This window comes from Aeromonas sp. PrichA-15 (assembly GCF_017939245.1).
GTDB lineage: Bacteria > Pseudomonadota > Gammaproteobacteria > Enterobacterales > Aeromonadaceae > Aeromonas > Aeromonas caviae.
Genome location: NZ_JAGKRH010000122.1, coordinates 1 through 18319, shown reverse-complemented (window position 1 = coordinate 18319; position 18319 = coordinate 1). Strand labels below are relative to the sequence as shown.

The window sequence follows — 18319 nt, the reverse complement described above, 5'->3', positions numbered from 1 at the left end:
AAGGTTTCCCCGCTGCTGGCCCGCAGGGTCGGGGTGATGGCGAACCTGTCCCCCTGCTCCTCGCTCAATAGGGGCCAATGATTGAGGTGATCGGGGTGCAAAAAACCAAGCAGCTCGTGGCCAGCCAGCAAGTCAGCCGGCTGGCGCGGGGTACCGCGTGCCTTCAGATAGTCGGGGGAGGCCAGCAGCCGCAGCCGCGAGCGGCCCAGCGGCAGGGCCCGCAGGGAGGAGTCCGTCAGCTCGCCGATGCGAATGGCCATGTCCACCCGCCGCTCCATCAGGTTGATGAAGCCCTCGGAGCTGTGCAGTTGCAGCTCGATGGCGGGGTAGCGGCGGCGAAACTCGCCGATGATGGGCACCAATCTATGCAGGATGAAGGGGGTGGCGGCGTCCACCCGCAATATGCCCTCCGGCTGCTCCCGGCGCATCAGCAACAATCCTTCTGCCTCACTCATCTCGGTCAGGATCTTCACCGCTCGCTGATAGAACCAGCTCCCCTCCTCGGTCAGGCTGACCCGGCGGGTGGTGCGGTTGAGGAGCACGGTGGCGAGCTTCTCTTCGAGGCGCTTGATGCCGCGGCTCACCACGGAATTGTCCATGCCGAGATTCTCCGCCGCCTGGCGAAAGCTGCCCGCCTCCACCACCGCCACAAACAGGGTCAATTCATCGGAATGGGTCTTCATTGTTGTCATCCTGGCAAGAGTAATGGGTCTTTATAGGTGCAATGGCCGGGAGTTGGCAAGACAGGCGTCGCTTCGTATCGTGACGCACCACCTGTTTTATCTGCGCCCTTGCCAGTACAATGCCGCCAACCGGCACCGTATGGCGCCACACTATGACAGGGACGATCCATGACATTCGACAACAGGCTGGCCGCCGCCCATCGGGAGCTGGCCGAGAAGGGCGTGCAAACGCTCAACTACAACCCGCCGATCATCTGGCTGCTGCGAAAGGCGGGGTTCACCATCAGGCCGCCCCACTACGAACGCTTTCTGATCAACGTTCTTGCCCTGGGACTCCCCATCGGCGCTATCTGGGGGGTGTTGATGTGGTGCCTCGGCTGGCAGGATGAGGTGAGCCCGGGGTTTGCCCTGCGCCAGAGCCTGCTGTTTGGCATCGGGCTCGGTCTGCTGATGGGGACCTGGTTCTGGTTTAGGCGCAAGCAGCTCAAGCTGACCCCCTGGGACGCCTTGCCCCACTCCACAAGCACCACGCAAAAGCGCTGGCAACCGAAATAACCACCGATATCGATAAGGAAACCCTTATGACCAGGGCCCATGAAAAACTGAACTATGTGGAATTTGCGGCCAGGGATCTTGCCGCCACCAAAGCCTTCTTCACCGCCGCCTTTGGCTGGCAGTTTGCCGACTACGGCCCCGATTATTGCGCCTTCGAAGGGGAAGGGCTGGATGGCGGCTTCTACCGCACCGAACTGTGCAGCCAGAGTGCTCAGGGCGGGGCGCTCCTGGTGTTCTACAGCGCCGATATCGAGGCGACCCAGAGCAAGGTAGCCGGCGCAGGGGGCACCATAGTGCGCCCCCTGTTCGATTTTCCCGGTGGCCGCCGCTTCCACTTCGTCGAGCCCAGCGGCAATGAGTTTGCGGTCTGGTCCGAACAGGCCAGCGCCTGATAATACTCCGCCCTCCCCCTAGCCCACCTGAACCACGACCAGCCATGGGGAGGCCACATTGCTGCACTCACCTCAATAGTGTTTTGCGACTGCTGCCCTGTATCCCCCAGTCTGGGGCGGGCATACTGACCCCCGTCTTAACGAGGAGGTTCAGATGCCATCCCCCCTGATCGTGATTGCCCAGCTTGACGCCAAACCCGAATTCGCCGCCCAGTTTCGCGCTGCCCTCGAGCCGCTGATCGCCGCTACCCTGCAAGAGCCGGGGTGCCTTCGCTACCAGTTGCACCAGAGCCTGGAGAGCCCCCACAGCTGGATGCTGTACGAAGAGTGGGAGAGTGAAGCAGCCCTCAGCGCCCACCAGCAGCAACCCCACTACATCGCCTTTGCCAGTCTCCCCTCCCCCTGGTTTGCCAACCGGGTCGTGAGCCGCTACCGGCGCGCCTGACTGCCTTCGCCCTCGGCGCAGGCAAAGCCCATCATTTGAGCGTAGAAACACTAACCTGAGGAATTTGATGATGAAGATGCCCAACCTGGGTCTTGGAACCTTCCGCCTGAAAGATCAGCCCCTTCGCGACTCCCTGCTCCAGGGGCTGGAACTTGGCTACCGCCATATCGATACCGCCCAGATCTATGACAACGAGGCCGACGTCAGCCAGTTGATGAGCGAGAGTGGCGTGCCCCGCCAGGATATTTACCTGACCACCAAGGTGTGGACCAGCGAGTTCGGTCCGGGCAAGGTGATCCCGAGCCTGGAAGTGAGCCTGGAAAAACTCGGCACCGACTATCTGGACCTGGCGCTCATTCACTGGCCCTCCCCCCAGGATGAGGTGCCGATGGCGGTCTATCTGGAGCAGCTCGCCGAGGCCAAAGCCCGGGGCCTGACCCGGGAGATCGGGGTCTCCAACTTCACCGTGGCCCAGCTTAAAGAAGCTATCGAGGTTCTGGGGCCGGGCGTCATCGCCCATCAGCAGGTGGAGATCCACCCGCTGCTGCAAAACCGCAAGGTGGTGGAATTCTGCCAGGCCCACGGTATCGCCATCACCGCCTACATGCCGCTGGCCTATGGCAAGGTGCTCGCCGAGCCGCTGCTGATGGAGATCGGCCAGCGCCACGGCGTCTCGGCGGCCCAGGTGTCGCTGGCCTGGCTGCTGGCCCAGGGCATGACGGTGATCCCGAGTTCCACCAAGCGGGAGAATCTGGCCGCCAACCTGGCCGCGCTGAAGGTACGGCTCAGCAGCGACGAGATGGCGCAGATTGCCACCCTGGATCGGGGTGAGCGCTGCGCCAACCCGGACTTTGCGCCGAATTGGGATTGATCCCCCTCATCCCCAGCCCTTCTCCCGCCAGGGGAGAAGGGAGCAAATAAGGCTCAATGACATTCTTCAGCACCAGCGGGAGGCACAATGCCTCCCGCTTTTTTTGTCCCCAATACCGCGCGTCACTGCCACCCGCGCCGCTGGCCCCCTCCCCTGCAACCTTCCGCTGCCCTTCCCTCTTTATTCCCAGTTCGGTCTGTACGCTTTGTCTCTGCACCCACCTCGCACGCTACGGCCGCTCTTGCCGCAGTTGCCTCGACCACTCCCAATACCCCATTTCACGGCCCCATTGCTGCTGATTTGGCAAAAGTAATTTGACGTTGCCGTCATTTTTACCAACAAACACCCTCGGCATACTGGCGCCATTCTCCCGTCGGGAGTCCCAATCCAAGGAGTTGTTATGCCACTGGCGTTATTTGCCCTCACCTTAAGTGCCTTTGCCATAGGCACCACCGAATTCGTGATCGTGGGGCTCATCCCCACCATCGCCGAGCAGCTCAATGTCTCGCTCCCCTCGGCGGGCCTTCTGGTCAGCCTCTATGCCCTTGGGGTGGCCATCGGCGCCCCCGTGCTCACGGCGCTTACCGGCAAGCTGCCGCGCAAGTGGCTGCTGGTGGGGCTGATGGCCCTCTTCACCGTCGGCAACCTGCTGGCCTGGCAGGCCCCCGGGTACGAGAGCCTGATTGTGGCCCGCATCCTCACCGGGCTGGCCCACGGGGTCTTCTTCTCGGTAGGCAGCACCATCGCTACGGGTCTCGTGGCCAAAGAGAAAGCGGCCAGCGCCATCGCCATCATGTTCAGCGGCCTCACGGTCGCCCTGGTGACCGGCGTCCCGCTTGGCACCTGGATTGGTCAGGTCTTTGGCTGGCGCGAGACCTTCCTGGTGGTGAGCCTGCTCGGCCTCGTCGCCATGGTGGGCAGCATGCTGCTGGTACCGGGGAACCTGCCGAAGGGGGCCGCCTCCAGCGTTCGCGAGCAGCTCTCGGTGCTCACCAAGAAACCGCTGCTGCTGGTCTACGCCAAGACGGCGCTCGGTTACGGCGGTGCCTTCACGGCGTTTACCTTCCTCGCCCCCATCCTGCAACAGGTGAGCGGCTTTAGCGCCGGCGCGGTGAGCCTCATTCTGCTGGTGTACGGGGTATCGGTCGCCGTCGGCAATATCTGGGGCGGCAAGCTCGCCGACCGGATGGGCCCATTGCCTGCACTGAAGCTGCTGTTTGCAGGTCTCGCCCTGGTGCTGCTGGTGCTCACCTTCACCGCACCGCACCCGGTGCTGGCGGTACTGACCGTGCTGGTGTGGGGCGCCTTCGCCTTTGGCAACGTGCCGGGTCTTCAGGTACTGGTGGTGAAACAGGCCGAGCGCCACACCCCCAATGCCGTGGATGTGGCCTCCGGCCTCAACATCGCCGCCTTCAACGTCGGCATTGCGCTGGGCTCCGTGGTCGGCGGTTTCGTGGTGGAGCACCTCGGCCTGATGCACACCCCCTGGATTGGCGCCCTCATCGTGCTGCTGGCCTACGGCCTCACCCATGTCAGCGAAGCGGGCGAGCGCCGCGCCGCCCTTGCCTGACCCCGTGCAAGCAAAAGGCCGACACCCTGTGTCGGCCTTTTTCATGGGCAAGATGCGAGACTCAGGACTCCTTGAGATCCTCATCGGCGGCCCAGCGCGCCTCCAGCCAGAGCAGGTTGACCAGCCCGCAGAGCAAGGCGAACCCCAGCCCCAGCAACCAGGTGAAATACCACATATCGCGTTGATCCTTGTGTTGAAGCGGATTAGTAGAGGCTGTGGCCGTGCTGGCGCACCTGTTCGGCGCTGACCCTGCCGCGCACCACCCGGTATACCCAGAGGGTGTAGCCGATGTTGACCGGCATCAGTACTCCGACGATCCCCAGCATGATAAGCAGGGTGCGCTCGCTGGAGGTGCTGTCCCACAGGGTCAGGCTGCTGGCCGGATCCAGGGACGAGGGCAGCACGAAGGGGAAGAGCGCGATGGCCACGGTCAGCATCATGGCGGCGCAGGCACCGCCGCTGGCAACGAGCGCCAGCCCGGACTTGCCGAGGCGGCTTGCCAGCGCGCACACCAGGGGCAGCAGGAGCCCGAGCACAGGCACGGCCCAGAGCACCGGATGGGCGACAAAGTTGCCAAGCCAGCCCGCCGGCACCGCCACCACCTCTTTCATCAGCGGAGTGAGGGCGCCGTTGAGATCGCCGATGGCCGTGATGCGATACCCCGCCATCTCCCCAAGCCAGACGCCGCCAAGGGCAAAGAGGGCGCTCGCCAGGGGGCCGAGCCAGAGGGCGAGGCGGGCGCTGCGCGCCGCTATGGCCCCCTGGGTCTTGCACTGCAGGAAGCTGGCACCGTGCAGCAAGAGCAGCGCCAGCGCCGTCCCCATGGCGGTCAACAGCAGCGGCCAGTGGAACGCAAAGGCGCCATAGTGGATGCGAAGGGCCGCATCGAAGCGAAACGGCAGCCCTTGCAGCACCAGGCCAAGGGTGGCACCAAACACCAGGGTCGGCAGCAGACCGCCCACCACCAGGGCGCGGTCCCACCAGCGGCGCCAGACCGGGTCCGGCAGCTTGCTGCGATAGTCAAAGCCCACCGGGCGCAAAAAGAGGCCGAACAGCAGGAACATGAAGGGCACGTAAAGCGCCGAGAAGGCGGCGGCATAGACCAGGGGCCAGGCGGCAAACAGGGTGCCGGCACCGGCGATGAGCCACACCTGGTTGCCCTCCCACACCGGCCCCACGCTGTTGAGCAGCACCCGCCGCTCGTCATCCGTCTTGCCGACCACGGGCAGCAGCATGCCGACCCCGAGATCGAAGCCATCCATCACCACGAAGCCGACCAGCAGGAAGAGCACCAGCCCCCACCAGATCACTTTCAGGGTTTCGTAATCCATCAGGCAGGACTCCCGTTTTGCAACACTTCACCTTGATAACGACCCGTCTGCAGGCTGGCAGGCCCTTTGCGGATCACATGACGCAACAAGAACAACTCCACCACCAGCAGGCTGCTGTAGATGAGGAAGATGGCGATGAGGCTGAACCAGAGCTGCCCCGGTTGCAGCAGGGAGACGGAGGCCGACACCGGCAGCACGTCGCTGATGGTCCAGGGCTGGCGACCGAACTCCGCCACGAACCAGCCCGCCTCGATGGCAATCCAGGGCAGAGGAATAGACCAGAGCAGGGCCCTGAGCAGCCGCGGGGATTGCACCAGCCTGCCCCGGCACAGTTGCAGGAAGGCGGCGGCAAAGAGCGCCAGCAGCGCCACGCCGATGCCCACCATCAGGCGAAAGCTCCAGAACAGCGGCGCCACCTGGGGGATGGAGTCTTCCACCGCCTTGGCGATGGCCCCCTCGTCCGCCTTGCCAATCTCCTTGGCATAGGGAGTGAGCAAGAGGCCGTAGCCCAGATCGCTGCGGTGGCGCTCGAAGGTGGCTCGCGCCGCCTGGTTGCTGCCATCTGCCCGCATCGCTTCGAGCGCCTCGTGGGCCAGCATGCCGCTGCGAATGCGCGCCTCGTGCTGCGCTTTCAGATCTTTGAGGCCCGTCACCTGCTCATCCAGGGAGCGGGTGGCGATGATGCCCATCAGATAGGGTATCTTGATGGCCGCGTGGGTGGTCTCGGCACGCTGATCCGGCAGGCCGAACAGGGTGAAAGAAGCCGGGGCGGGCTCCGTCTCCCACTCCGCCTCGATGGCGGCGAGCTTGACCTTCTGCACCTCCCCCGAGCGATAGCCCGACTCGTCCCCGAGCACGATGACAGAGAGGATGGCCGCGAGGCCAAAGCCCGAGGCGATGGCAAAGGATCGCAGGGCGAAGCGCACCTCCATGCCGCGCAGCAGATACCAGCTGCTCACCCCCATCACGAACAGGGAGGCCGCCACATAGCCCGCCGCCACCGTGTGGACGAACTTGACCTGGGCCACCGGGTTGAAGATGACCGCGGCCACATCCACCAGCTCCATGCGCATGGTCATGGGGTTGAACTCGGCGCCGACCGGGTTTTGCATCCAGCCGTTGGCGATGAGGATCCAGAGGGCGGAGAGGTTGGAGCCGAGCGCCACCAGCATGGTCACCAGCAGGTGCTGGCCGCGGGAGAGCTTGTCCCAGCCGAAGAAGAAAAGGCCCACCAATGTGGACTCGAGGAAGAAGGCCATCAGCCCCTCCACCGCCAGCGGCGTGCCGAAGATATCGCCGACATAGTGGGAGTAATAGGCCCAGTTGGTCCCGAACTGGAACTCCAGGGTGATCCCGGTGGTCACCCCCATCACGAAGTTGATGCCAAACAGCTTGCCCCAGAAGCGGGTGATGTCCTTGTAAATCACCTTGCCGGTCATCACGTAGGCCGACTCGGCGATCACCAGGATCCAGGACAGCCCCAGGGTGAGGGGCACAAACAGAAAGTGGAACATCGCCGTCGCCCCGAACTGTATTCGGGAGAGGCTGACCACATCATCCAGGCTTATCATGCATGACTCTCTATGTTGCATTTAACGGACAGGTTTTCGCCCGCCAAGTACACCATGGTCCATGACACCTATAACAGATGCAGTTATAGTGAAAAACACCTATAACAGTTTGAGCCCACCATGTCCCGCTACGGCCAGTTGGCAGACCAGCTGCAACAGCAGATCACGAGCGGCCTCTGGCAGCCGGGGGAGCGCATCCCCTCCATCCGCCAGAGCTGCAAGACCCATGGCCTCAGCCCCATGACGGTGCTCCAGGCCTATCAGTTGCTCGAAAGCCGGGGCCTCATCCTGGCGCGGCCCCAGTCCGGCTACTACGTCAAGGCCGCGAGCACGGCCCGGCGGGAGAGCCAGCCCCAGCAGGCCCGCTACAGCGGCTCGGTGGACATCAACGATCTGGTGTTCGAGGTGCTGCAGGCGAGCAAGTCACGGGAGCTGGTGCCCCTTGGCATGGCGGTGGCGGACCCGACCCTCTTCCCCCACCCCCAGCTCGGTCGGGCCCTAGGCAGTTGCATGCGCCGCCTCGATCCCTTCAGCACGGTGGCAGATCTGCCCCCCGGCAACGAGGCACTGCGCCGCGCCATCGCCCGGCGCTACGCCAGCGAGGGGATGGCGGTGGATCCCCAGCAGATCATCATCACCACGGGGGCCATGGAGGCGCTCTCCCTCAGTCTTCAGGTGCTGACCGAGCCCGGCGACTGGGTGGTGGTGGAGTCCCCCACCTTCTACGGCGCCCTGCAGGCCATCGAGCGGCTCAAGCTCAAGGTGGTGGAGATCCCGGTGATCCCCGGGGTGGGCATCGATCTCGCCCTGCTGGAGGAGGCCCTTGCCCAGCGCCCCGTCAAGGCGTGCTGGCTGATGGGCAATGTGCAGCACCCCCTCGGCCACACCATGCCGGATGAGCACAAGCAGGCGCTGATGGGCCTGCTCAACCGCCATCAGGTCCCCCTGGTGGAGGATGACGTCTACGCGGAGCTCTATGTCGGGCGCGAGCGGCCAAGGCCCATCACCCATTGGGATGCGCGGGGAGAGAGCCTGCTGTGCGGCTCCTGGACCAAGTGTCTGGCGCCGGGCTTTCGGGTCGGCTGGGTGGTGGCCAAGCGCCACGCCGAGCGGATCCAGCGGCTGCAACTGATGTCGACGCTCTCGACCAATGTGCCCAGTCAGCTGGCGCTGGCCGACATGTTGCGCCAGGGCGGGGTGGACGCCCACTTTCGCCGCCTGCGCCACACCCTGGCCCAGCGCCAGCAGCAGATGCGGGCAGCCCTGATGCGCCTCTTCCCCGAGGCGCGTATCTCCTCCCCGGACGGTGGCTACTTTCTCTGGCTCGAATTTGACGCCCGCCTCGATGGCCGAGCGCTCTATGCCAGCGCCATCGAACAGGGGGTCTCCATCGCCCCCGGGGCCCTCTTCTCCAGCCAGGGCCAGCACAACCACTGCCTGCGCCTCAACAGCTCCCATCCCTGGAGCCCGCAACTGGACGCGGCGCTCAACCGGCTTGCAGACCTCATCGCCCGGCAACGGGAAACCTGGCAGAGCCCCCCTGACGCCTCACACGACAAGGGCCCGTAACGGGCCCTTTTGCAAGCGAATGCGCCTTATCTGGCCATGGTCTGTGACTGGGCCTTGAAGCCCAGTCGCTCGTAGAGGGCCCTGGCCCGCTCGTTGAAAGCCATCACCTCCAGGCGCAACTGGCTTGCGCCCCGCGCCTTGCCCCACTGGTCCCCGTGGGCGATCAGCGCCCGGCCGATGCCCCGGGAGCGCAGCCCCTCATCCACCACCACGGTCGTGATGCGGCAGACGGGCAGCTTGCTGAGAAAGGGGACGCTCTCGTTGAGGTCGATGCGGGCGGTGAGAAAACCCGCCACCTCCCCCGCCACCACCGCCACGCAGAAAAGACGCGCCTCGTCGGCAATGGCGCCGAGCAAGAAGGCCCTGTCCTCCGGGGACGGGGGGCAGAACACCTCGGGCACCTGCTCGAAGTGGAGCTGACCTATCTGCCGGTTCAGGGCCAGAATGGCGTCGATATCCTGTTCAGTTGCCTTGCGAATGTCCACCTGATGCTCCTTGCAGTGAGGGTCGCCAGCGAGGAAAGAGGCTCGGCGGTCACCCTTTGGAACCCGCATCTTATCGGCTCGTCACGGCAATCAACAGCCCCCGGCAACGACAAGGCCCCATGACGGGGCCTTGTGGACAATCCTGATGGCAATGCGGGCTCAACCCGGCGCCCCCAGCTGGGCCACCTGGCGCTCTATGCTCCCCTTGAGGTTGTCATCCAGCTTCAAGGCGCGCGCCAGCTCGTCCAGATAACCGCGCTCCATGAAGTGATCCACCTCGATGGTGAGCAGGGAGGCGAGGTAAACCTCGGTCGCCAGCTCCATGTCGGTCACTTCTCGCGCCAGGACATGGGGGTCGAGGGGGCGGGAGAGCTCGGCGTCAATCCAGCGGGCCGCATCCCGTTCCCCCTGTTCGGTCAGGTACTCCTGGATCTTCTGGCGCTCGGCGGCATCGATGTGGCCGTCGGCCCGGGCCGCCGCCACCATGGCGCGCACCAGCAGGTTGGCGCGGGCATCCAGGGCCTTGCCCTCCAGGGTGTCCAGGGGCTGGGTCGGCTGGGCCGGGGTGGACTGCTGGGTCTGCCAGTCCTGATAGAGTTTGTAGGCCAGCCCCCCGAGAGCCGCCGCGCCCCCCACCGCCGCCACCTTGGTGCCATATTTGCGCATCTTCTTGTTACCAAGCAGCAGCGCCATGGCCCCGGCGGCCAATCCCCCCTGCGCCATGCCCTTCATCTGGGCCTTGCGCGTGTCACCACCGTCGTTGAGCCAGCCCTTGCCAGCTCCCATCAATTGCTCCAGCATCTGTTTCATGGGGCCTCCTCCCTCGCGTGATGAGTCATGCTGGGCCGCCTGCGCTGAACTCAAGGTGAATGACGGCGCAGACAAGAGGAGGTGCTGGTTGGATCAGTGCCGGCCCCGCCCGCTGCTATTGTCCCCGGGGGACAGCCAAGGAGTCCCCCCTTGCCTCGACATAAGGAAGTACATGAGCGCCCGTGAACTGACCCTGCAATTTCTCGCCGAACCCGCCGACGTCAACTTTGGCGGCAAAGTCCATGGCGGCATGGTGATGAAGTGGATTGACCAGGCCGGCTACGCCTGCGCCGCCGGCTGGTGTGGCGGCTATGCCGTCACCGTCTATGTGGGGGGCATCCGCTTCTTGCGCCCCATCCAGATAGGCCAGCTGGTGGAGGTGCACGCCAAGGTGATCCACACCGGCACCACCAGCATGCACCTGGCGGTGGATGTCTACAGCCGCCACCCCACCGACCCGGAGCGGCGCAAGACCACCCACTGCATCATCATCTTCGTGGCCATGGACGAGCATGGCAAACCCACCCCGGTGCCCCAGTGGCAGCCGGTGAGCGAGAGCGATCTGCAGTTGCAGCAGTACGCCAAAAAGCTGATGGCCCTGCGCGAGGAGCTGGACAAGGAGATGCGCCAGCACATGTGACCCGTCCCGCCCCGGGCAGCCGGGGCGTGTCTTCGCGCCGCCGGGCGCTATAATGGCGACCACCCTTGCCCTTGAGAACCCAAGATGTCTCTGGAAAATGCCCCCCCCGAGGTCCAGCTCGCGGTGGATCTGATCGAACTGCTGGAAACCAACCACATCGCCCCCGCGCTGGCCCTGGCGGCACTCGCCATCGTTCGCCGGGATTATGAGCGCAAGCTCGAGGAAGGTCGGGAGGCCTGAGCGCCCCCGCAGGAGGCACCATGTCAGCCCCCATTCGCATCGAACAAGGCCGCGCCATGCTCCTCGGGGGGCTGCGCCGTCACCACCCCTTCGAGCAGGGGGGACTTCGCCGGCCAGTGGCGCGACCTCAGCGCCCTGCTTCCCCTGCCGGGACAACTCGGTGAGCACGCCTATGGCGTCATCTGCGCCGCCACCGACACCCACTGCGAATACCTCTGCGGGGTGGAGGTCGCCGCCCTGGAGGTGCTGCCTCCCGGGCTTGGCCGCATGCGCATCGCCCCCCAGACCTACGCCATCTTCTTGCATCAGGGGCATGTCGCGACCCTGCCGCACACCTGGCGCCAAGCCCTGGCGTGGCTCGCGCAATCGGACTATCAATCTGCCCAGCAGCCGGATTTCGAGCGCTACGGCGCCCGCTTTGACGCCGCCACCGGCAGCGGCGAAGTGGAAATCTGGCTCGCCGTGGTACCAAAACAGGCCCTGGCCTGACCCCTGACCGCCCGGGCTACCTCGGCCCCATCACCTCGTCACAGAGCGCGATCAGCGCCTCCCCCAGCCGGGCGAGGGGCTCGCTCGTGCCCGGCCCCTGGTGCAGGGCCAGCTCCACCGAGCGCACCGCAGGCCAGTGGGCCAGCACCACCTGATCCGGTTGCAGCAGGCGCGCCGGCAGCAGGCTGACCCCGATCCCCGCGCTCACCGCCCCTTGCAGGCTGGCGAGACTGCCGCTCACGTAGGCGATGCGCCAGGGGATCCCCTCGGCATCCAGGGCGTCGGTCATCTGGCGCCGGTAGAGCCCCTCGCTTGGAAACACCACCAGAGGCAGGGGGTCGCGCCCGGCGGCGGGCCACTCCCGGCTGTCAACCCAGGCCAGGGGCTCGCGCCAGCGGGCGATGGGCTCCCCCTGGCCGCGCCCCTGCTTGATGAGGGCCAGATCCAGCTCTCCCCCTTCGAATGCCTGCCACAGGGCATGGCTGAGATCGCTTTGCACCTCCAGCCGCACCTGCGGGTGCGCGCGGGCGAAGGCGGCCAGTACCGGGGTCATGGCCCCCGCGGCAAAATCCTCCGGCACCCCGAGGCGCAGGGGGTGGCTCGCCTCGCTCACCCGCTCCCCCGCCCGGGCCAGCAGCCCCAGGATGCGGCGCGCCAGCCCGAGCAGGGTCTCCCCCTGGGCCGTGGTCACCACCTAGCGACCGGATCGGTCGAGCAGGGTGCAACCCAACTGCTGCTCCAGGCGGCGCATCTGCTGGCTCAGGGTGGACTGGGTGAGGTGGATACGCTCGGCGGCGCGGGTAAAGCTGCCGGTTTCGACGATGGCGACGAAGCTCCGCAGCAATTGGGGGTCCAGCAGGGGGCGCTCCATGGGCAATCTCCATTTATAAAACCACTGGAAGTCATTTTATCATTTAATTTCCAAATGATGCGGCGACCCTCTAGGCTGCTGTCCTCCCCCTTTTTTGCCAGGATATGACCATGCCACCCCCTTCCCAGTCCGGTGCCCGCCTCCTCAACTCGCTCACCGCCGCCTCGGCCCCCAGCCATCAGGAGTGGCTGGAGCAGGCCCTGCACCTGGCCCTGACCCATCGCCAGCAAGGGGAGCGCCCCTTCGCCGCCCTGCTGGTGAGGGAGAACCGGCTGGTGGCGAGCGCCGTCAATCGCATGCTGGAGGCGGGGGACCCCACCCGTCACGCGGAGCTGGAAGCGCTGCGGGAAGGGAGTCGCCAGGGGCCGCTGGCCGGGGCCATCGTCTATGCCAGCGGGCACCCCTGCCCCATGTGCCTGTCGGCCCTGGTGATGAACGGCATCCAGGCGGTCTACTACGCCTTTGACAACGACGATGCCGCCCCCTTCGGCTATGACAGCCGCGCGGCCTACGCCGCGCTGCGACTGCCGCTGAGTCCGCCGCCCCTGCCCCTCATCAAGCTGGCGAGCCCCATCGCGGCCGACACCCTCTACGGTCCCCTGCCCCATGCATAAGCGCCGCCTCCCCCCGGGCAGCGGCGCCTTGCTGGTGTTGGTGATCCTCATCGCCCTCAACCTGCGCCCCTTCCTCACCGCCATCGGCCCCCTGGCCCCTCGCATCGACGCGAGGCTGGCCCTCGGGGTAGATACCCTGGCCTGGGTCACCCTGCTGCCCCTCTGGCTTATCGGGGTCGGCGTGCTGCTCACCCCGGCGCTCCTGGGTCGCACGGGCCCGCGCCCCCTGCTCGGGACGGCCCTGCTGCTGCTCGCCCTTGGCAGCGCCCTGCGCGTCGATCTGGCGAGCGGCACCCTGCTCATCGCCAACGCCGCCCTGTGCGGGCTGGGCTCGGCCCTGGTGCAGGGGGTGCTGCCCGGCCTCATCAAGGAGGGGTTCGCCCAAAAGGTGCCCCTGGTGATGGGGATCTTCTCCGCCTGCATGATGGGGGGCGGGGCGCTCGGGGCCGTGCTCACCCCGCGCCTTGCCGAGTATCTGGACTGGTCTCGGGCGCTGGCGCTCTGGGGCCTGCCGGTGCTGCTGGCCCTCGGCTGGCTGGCCTGGCGGGTGCCCCTGCCCGCCCCGGCCAGCACGCACGCCCCCACCGGGGAGCAGCGGCTGCTCCCCCTGCCCCGCACCTGGCTGCTCATCGCCTGCTTTGGCATCATCAACAGCGGCTACGGCATCGTCGTAGCCTGGCTGGCCCCGGCCTACATGGCGGCGGGCTGGAGCGCCCAGCAAGGGGGCGAGCTGGTGGCCTGGCTCGCCCTGGCCCAGACCGCGAGCGGCCTTGGCCTGCCCCTGCTGGCAGCCGGTCGGCTGGACCGCCGCCCCTGGATGGCGCTGGCCATCGCCATGCAGCTGGCGGGCTTTGGCGGCCTCTGGCTCGCTCCTCAGACCGCCCCCTGCTCTGGTGTTTGCTGTGCGGCGCCGGGCTTGGGGGGAGCTTCTCCCTCATCATGGTGATTGCGCTGGATCACCTGCCCGACCCGCGCCGGGCGGGCGCCCTCTGCGCCCTGATGCAGGGCGTCGGCTTCATGGTGGCGGCTACCGGCCCCTGGGTGGCGGCCCGCCTGCACCATGCAAGCGGTGACTTCGCCGCCGCCTGGCAGTGGCAGCTCGGCGCCCTGGTCCTGATGAGCCTGCTGGTGGTGCGTCTCAACCCGCGCCACTACCCAAGGGCCATGGGCCTGCCCCCGGAGCAGGCCATGGCTGTGCAGACGGCAGGCCACAAACCTGCCTGATCCGGCGAGCACCGGCCTTGGGGGCCAGAAAGCACAACACCGGCCAAGGCCGGTGTTGTGCATCAGGGTGCGGGAAGGCCTGGCGCTCAGCGCCCCTTCTTCTGGCGCCCGCCCTGCCCTGGCCGCGGTTTGCCCGGGGCGGGTTTGCCCCCCTTGCCGGGCGCGCTTTTACCTGCTGCCCCTTTGCTGGCAGCCCCTTTGCCCGCCCCGCCCTTGCCTGCGGGGCTCTTCTTCTCGAAGGCCTCGGGACCCGGCACATTGGGCCGCCCGCCAATCTCGTGATCGTCGCTGCGCCGCGGCTTCTTGCCCTGGGCCGGGGTGCCGGCCGCAGCCGCCTTGGGCTTGGCAACCTGAGCCCCCTTGGCCGGTTTCGCCTCGGAGGAGGAGTCCTCAATCAGCTTGAACAGCTCGATCAGCTCGTCGTCGGTGAGGTCGCGCCACTCCCCCACCGGCAGCCCCTTGAGGCTGACGTTCATGATGCGGATGCGCTCGAGCTTGGTCACCTCGAAGCCGAAGTGCTCGCACATGCGGCGGATCTGGCGGTTGAGCCCCTGCACCAGGGTGATGCGAAACACGAAGGGCGCCTCTCGTTTCACCTTGCACTTCTTGGTGACGGTGCCGAGGATGGGCACCCCGGCCGCCATGCCCCGGACGAACTCGTCGGTCACCGGCTTGTCCACGGTCACCAGGTACTCTTTCTCGTGATCGTTGCCCGCCCGCAGGATCTTGTTCACCAGATCCCCGTGGTTGGTGAGGAAGATGAGCCCCTGGGAGTCCTTGTCGAGGCGACCGATGGGGAAGATGCGGGTGCTGTGGTTGACGAAGTCGACGATGTTGTCCTTCTCCCCCGCCTCCGTGGTGCTGACGATGCCCACCGGCTTGTTGAGGGCGATGAAGACCAGGCTGTCGGCTTCGCGCGGCTCGATCACCTGACCGTTGACCTTGACCAGATCCCCGGCAAACACCTGATCTCCCACCCCGGCCCGCTTGCCGTTGATGAAGACGTTGCCCTGCTCGATGAAACGATCGGCCTCACGACGGGAGCAGATGCCGCTCTCGCTGATGTATTTGTTCAGGCGCATGGATTCATCGGCCAGCATGGGTCACCTCCCGGGTCGGATGGGCCTTGAGAATGGCTGGCTGGATCAGCCGCGCTGTGGTCGGGTTCGTCTGCATACAACTCCATGAAATAAGGGCCTGCGCCCTGCATGTTCGGCAAAAAACGCCGCTACAGTAGCACATTGCACGCGCACGCGCCCGGCCCCGTCGCCCCCTGCCCGCTGGCTCACAGGGGGTGCTGCCCCTGATGCAGCAGCAGGCCCCCCATTATCCAGCGTGCGGTGACGCCGCGGCCCTGATTGGGCTGCACCGCGCACTCCCCGCCTCTTTTCACTTCATGGTGCTCACTTCATGGGCCGGGCCCCCGCCGCCGAAGATAGGGTGCGGCCTTCGGCAGATAGCCAGATGATCTAACGCTTGATATTTATCCAGAAAAAATGCATAAAAAGATTTTGGTCATCGCGAATTATCTGCTCTGACCCGCCGACGACGGGAAATGACACCCCCATCGGGGCGCAACAACGGGCCCCTTGAGCCCCGCGAACCCTGAAGACGGGCATGGTCCCCTCTCTGGCAGGACGCCACTTTCATCATTCACGACAGGAGTTAAAGATGAGTCATTCCCTCTCCCAGGAGGCCTTCCTGGCCCAGGTCGCCAGCCGCAACCCTCACCAGCCCGAGTTCATCCAGGCCGTGAGCGAGGTGATCGCCTCCATCTGGCCCTATGTGGAGCGCCACCCCCGCTACCTGCAACACGGCCTGCTGGAGCGATTGGTGGAACCCGAGCGCCTGGTGCAGTTTCGGGTGAGCTGGGTGGATGACCAGGGCCAGGTGCAGGTGAATCGCGGCTACCGGGTGCAGCACAGCTCCGCCATCGGCCCCTTCAAGGGCGGCATGCGCTTCCACCCCTCGGTGGATCTCTCGGTGCTGAAATTCCTCGCCTTCGAGCAGACCTTCAAGAACGCCCTCACCACCCTGCCCATGGGGGGCGGCAAGGGGGGCAGCGACTTCGATCCCAAGGGCAAGAGCGAAGGAGAAGTGATGCGCTTCTGCCAGGCCCTCATGCTGGAGCTCTATCGCCACCTGGGGGCCAACACCGACGTGCCGGCGGGCGACATCGGGGTGGGCGGGCGCGAGGTGAGCTACATGGCGGGCATGATGAAGAAGCTCACCAACAGCGCCGAGTGCGTCTTCACCGGCAAGGGACTCTCCTTTGGCGGCAGCCTCATTCGTCCGGAAGCCACCGGCTACGGCCTGCTCTACTTTGTCGACGCCATGCTGGCCCATCGCGGCCAGTCCCTCGATGGCCTGCGGGTCTCGGTGTCGGGCTCGGGCAACGTGGCCCAATACGCCATCGAGAAGGCGATGGCCCTCGGCGCCCGCGTCATCACCGCCTCCGACTCCGGCGGCACCGTCTATGATCCGGACGGCTTCACCCCCGAGAAGCTGGCCCGTCTGATGGCGCTTAAAAACGAGCAGCGCAAGCGGGTGGCGGATTACGCCCACGAGCTCGGGCTCGAGTTCTTCAGCGGCCGCACCCCCTGGCACCTGGCGACCGACGTCGCCCTCCCCTGCGCCACCCAGAACGAGCTAGATGCCGAAGATGCGGCGCAGCTTATTGCCAACGGCGTGCAGCTGGTGGCCGAGGGGGCCAACATGCCCTCCAGCGCCGCCGCCATCCGCCTCTTCCACGAAGCAAAGGTGCTGTTCGCCCCGGGCAAGGCGGCCAACGCCGGCGGGGTTGCCACCTCGGGCCTCGAGATGAGCCAGAATGCCCAGCGCCTCTCCTGGACCCGGGAGGAGGTGGACGCCCGCCTCAAGGGGATCATGACCAGTATCCATGCCACCTGTGTCCGTTACGGTCAGGATGATGACCATGTGAACTACGAAAGCGGCGCCAATATTGCCGGCTTCGTCAAGGTCGCCGACGCCATGCTGGCGCAAGGGGTCTGCTGAGCGCCCTGGCCCGGGGCTTCACCCTCAACACAACGGCAGCCCTTGGGCTGCCGTTGTGTTTTGTGCCTGGCGCGACTTCACACTCTCTTCACCCAGGCATGAAAGTCTCCCATCCGCTCCATCTCGCTGACGAGGATGACAAGATGACGATGAAAACAGGTGCCCTGCTGATCCTGGCCGAGCTCGGCTGCTTTGTGGCCTTCAACCTGCTGGGCTCCACCCTCGATGCCCAGGGCTTCCTGCACGAGCCCTTTGCCCTGCTGCCCCTGGGCTATCTGCTGCTCTTCACCGGCATGGTGCTCACCGTGATCCCTCTGCTGCGCAAGGGGCGCACCAGGGAGCAATGACACAAATCGCAAGGTGCCAAGAGCTCAGCAATAGCGGCTGATCTCGATGAGGTTCTAATCCGGGTCCAGGCAATAGACCGATTCGTTGACATCCTCCCCCACCTTAGCGCTTCGCGTCACAGGAGGGGGATTCCCATTACTGGGTGATAGCTGCTCGCGCAGTACCGGGTTCCTGCTTCATCGGGCGGCCTGATTGCACCACGCCTCCACAGGCTAAAACGGCGTGTCCCGCCGCTAAAATATTGCGAGCGCCGTTCACATCGGCGTTCGCCTCATAACCACACGCAGCGCATTTAAACTGGCTTTGCGTCTGGCGGTTATCCTTCGCAGTATGCCCACAACAGGCGCACTGCTGGCTCGTGTAGGCCGGGTTTATCGCCAACACCTGACCGCCTCGCCATGCCTGCTTATATTCGAGCTGGCGGCGCAGCTCAAACCAGCCCTGATCTAAGGAAGGTGCGAATAAGCGGGGAAATTCTTCTCGGCTGACTCAGTCATTTCATTTTTTCAGTTTGAGCCGATCTTTTCTCCCGTAAATGCCTTGAATCAGCCTATTTAGACCGTTTCTTCGCCATTTAAGGCGTTATTCCCAGTTTT

Annotated in this window: 18 protein-coding genes and 3 pseudogenes; 13 read left to right on the top strand and 8 right to left on the bottom strand. The window is 65.5% G+C overall.

Annotated features, from left to right (window positions below; all coding sequences use genetic code 11):
• The coding region (locus J9889_RS15100; protein WP_210557233.1) for a LysR family transcriptional regulator at positions 1-683 on the bottom strand (683 nt) is incomplete at its 3' end.
• A gap of 168 nt (positions 684-851) precedes the next feature.
• Between J9889_RS15100 and J9889_RS15095 the strand changes: the two genes are divergently transcribed.
• The 5 genes from J9889_RS15095 to J9889_RS15075 all read left to right on the top strand — a co-directional run bounded on the left by J9889_RS15095 (position 852) and on the right by J9889_RS15075 (position 4516).
• Positions 852-1238, top strand: a complete 387-nt coding sequence (locus J9889_RS15095) for a DUF6404 family protein (protein ID WP_210557231.1) — start codon at positions 852-854, stop codon at positions 1236-1238.
• A gap of 26 nt (positions 1239-1264) precedes the next feature.
• A complete protein-coding gene (locus J9889_RS15090) occupies positions 1265-1630 on the top strand; it encodes a VOC family protein (protein WP_151028589.1) in 366 nt (121 codons plus the stop codon).
• A gap of 154 nt (positions 1631-1784) precedes the next feature.
• Positions 1785-2075, top strand: coding sequence for a putative quinol monooxygenase (locus tag J9889_RS15085; protein WP_210557229.1), 291 nt, complete (start codon positions 1785-1787; stop codon positions 2073-2075).
• Between the two features lie 67 nt (positions 2076-2142).
• A complete protein-coding gene (gene dkgB, locus J9889_RS15080; protein ID WP_210557227.1) occupies positions 2143-2946 on the top strand; it encodes a 2,5-didehydrogluconate reductase DkgB in 804 nt (267 codons plus the stop codon).
• 400 nt (positions 2947-3346) lie between these two features.
• Positions 3347-4516 carry an MFS transporter gene (locus J9889_RS15075; RefSeq protein WP_210557225.1) on the top strand — a complete coding sequence of 390 codons (1170 nt, stop codon included), beginning with the start codon at positions 3347-3349 and terminating at the stop codon, positions 4514-4516.
• Between the two features lie 61 nt (positions 4517-4577).
• Here the strand turns inward: J9889_RS15075 and J9889_RS15070 are convergent, their stop codons facing one another.
• The 3 genes from J9889_RS15070 to J9889_RS15060 are packed head-to-tail and all read right to left on the bottom strand — an operon-like array spanning position 4578 to position 7418.
• Positions 4578-4691: a CydX/CbdX family cytochrome bd oxidase small subunit gene (locus J9889_RS15070; RefSeq protein WP_042881002.1), complete on the bottom strand. Its 114-nt coding sequence runs from the start codon at positions 4689-4691 to the stop codon at positions 4578-4580.
• A gap of 28 nt (positions 4692-4719) precedes the next feature.
• Positions 4720-5847, bottom strand: a complete 1128-nt coding sequence (cydB, locus tag J9889_RS15065; RefSeq protein ID WP_042015906.1) for a cytochrome d ubiquinol oxidase subunit II — start codon at positions 5845-5847, stop codon at positions 4720-4722.
• Positions 5847-7418, bottom strand: coding sequence for a cytochrome ubiquinol oxidase subunit I (locus tag J9889_RS15060; RefSeq protein ID WP_048207353.1), 1572 nt, complete (start codon positions 7416-7418; stop codon positions 5847-5849). Before J9889_RS15060 ends, cydB begins: the two co-directional genes overlap by 1 nt.
• A 120-nt stretch (positions 7419-7538) precedes the next feature.
• On the opposite strand from J9889_RS15060, the gene J9889_RS15055 reads away from it, so the two are divergent.
• A complete protein-coding gene (locus J9889_RS15055; protein WP_210557224.1) occupies positions 7539-8987 on the top strand; it encodes a PLP-dependent aminotransferase family protein in 1449 nt (482 codons plus the stop codon).
• A gap of 26 nt (positions 8988-9013) precedes the next feature.
• Here J9889_RS15055 and J9889_RS15050 read toward each other — a convergent pair whose 3' ends face one another.
• Positions 9014-9472 carry a GNAT family N-acetyltransferase gene (locus J9889_RS15050; protein WP_010674203.1) on the bottom strand — a complete coding sequence of 153 codons (459 nt, stop codon included), beginning with the start codon at positions 9470-9472 and terminating at the stop codon, positions 9014-9016.
• A gap of 159 nt (positions 9473-9631) precedes the next feature.
• On the bottom strand, positions 9632-10282 hold the full coding sequence (locus J9889_RS15045; RefSeq protein ID WP_042015902.1) for a tellurite resistance TerB family protein: 651 nt from the start codon (positions 10280-10282) through the stop codon (positions 9632-9634).
• A 172-nt stretch (positions 10283-10454) separates the two neighbouring features.
• Here J9889_RS15045 and J9889_RS15040 point away from each other — a divergent pair, with 172 nt between their 5' ends.
• From J9889_RS15040 to J9889_RS24705, 3 genes and pseudogenes are all read left to right on the top strand, one after another.
• Complete coding sequence (locus J9889_RS15040) at positions 10455-10922, top strand: acyl-CoA thioesterase (protein ID WP_010674201.1); 468 nt, start codon at positions 10455-10457, stop codon at positions 10920-10922.
• Between the two features lie 84 nt (positions 10923-11006).
• Entirely contained in the window at positions 11007-11162 is a 156-nt protein-coding gene (gene rsmS / locus J9889_RS15035) for a pleiotropic regulatory protein RsmS (RefSeq protein WP_010674200.1), read from the top strand.
• A gap of 20 nt (positions 11163-11182) precedes the next feature.
• Positions 11183-11651 (top strand): annotated as a pseudogene (locus J9889_RS24705) (GyrI-like domain-containing protein).
• 16 nt (positions 11652-11667) lie between these two features.
• On the opposite strand, the pseudogene J9889_RS15025 reads toward J9889_RS24705, so the two are convergent.
• A pseudogene (locus tag J9889_RS15025) lies at positions 11668-12510 on the bottom strand (LysR substrate-binding domain-containing protein).
• Positions 12511-12626: 116 nt separating this feature from the next.
• On the opposite strand from J9889_RS15025, the gene J9889_RS15020 reads away from it, so the two are divergent.
• Both J9889_RS15020 and J9889_RS15015 read left to right on the top strand, forming a co-directional pair.
• Positions 12627-13136: a nucleoside deaminase gene (locus J9889_RS15020; protein ID WP_210557222.1), complete on the top strand. Its 510-nt coding sequence runs from the start codon at positions 12627-12629 to the stop codon at positions 13134-13136.
• A pseudogene (locus tag J9889_RS15015) lies at positions 13129-14360 on the top strand (MFS transporter). Before J9889_RS15020 ends, J9889_RS15015 begins: the two are co-directional and overlap by 8 nt.
• 86 nt (positions 14361-14446) lie before the next feature.
• Here J9889_RS15015 and rluF read toward each other — a convergent pair.
• The gene (rluF, locus tag J9889_RS15010; RefSeq protein WP_010674196.1) at positions 14447-15460 is read right to left on the bottom strand and encodes a 23S rRNA pseudouridine(2604) synthase RluF; all 1014 of its coding nucleotides are present in this window, start codon (positions 15458-15460) and stop codon (positions 14447-14449) included.
• Between the two features lie 571 nt (positions 15461-16031).
• Between rluF and gdhA the strand changes: the two genes are divergently transcribed.
• Together gdhA and J9889_RS15000 are read left to right on the top strand one after the other, a co-directional pair.
• Entirely contained in the window at positions 16032-17375 is a 1344-nt protein-coding gene (gene gdhA / locus J9889_RS15005; protein WP_041212764.1) for an NADP-specific glutamate dehydrogenase, read from the top strand.
• 143 nt (positions 17376-17518) lie between these two features.
• Entirely contained in the window at positions 17519-17722 is a 204-nt protein-coding gene (locus J9889_RS15000; RefSeq protein WP_210557220.1) for a DUF3955 domain-containing protein, read from the top strand.
• Positions 17723-18319: the final 597 nt, after the last annotated feature.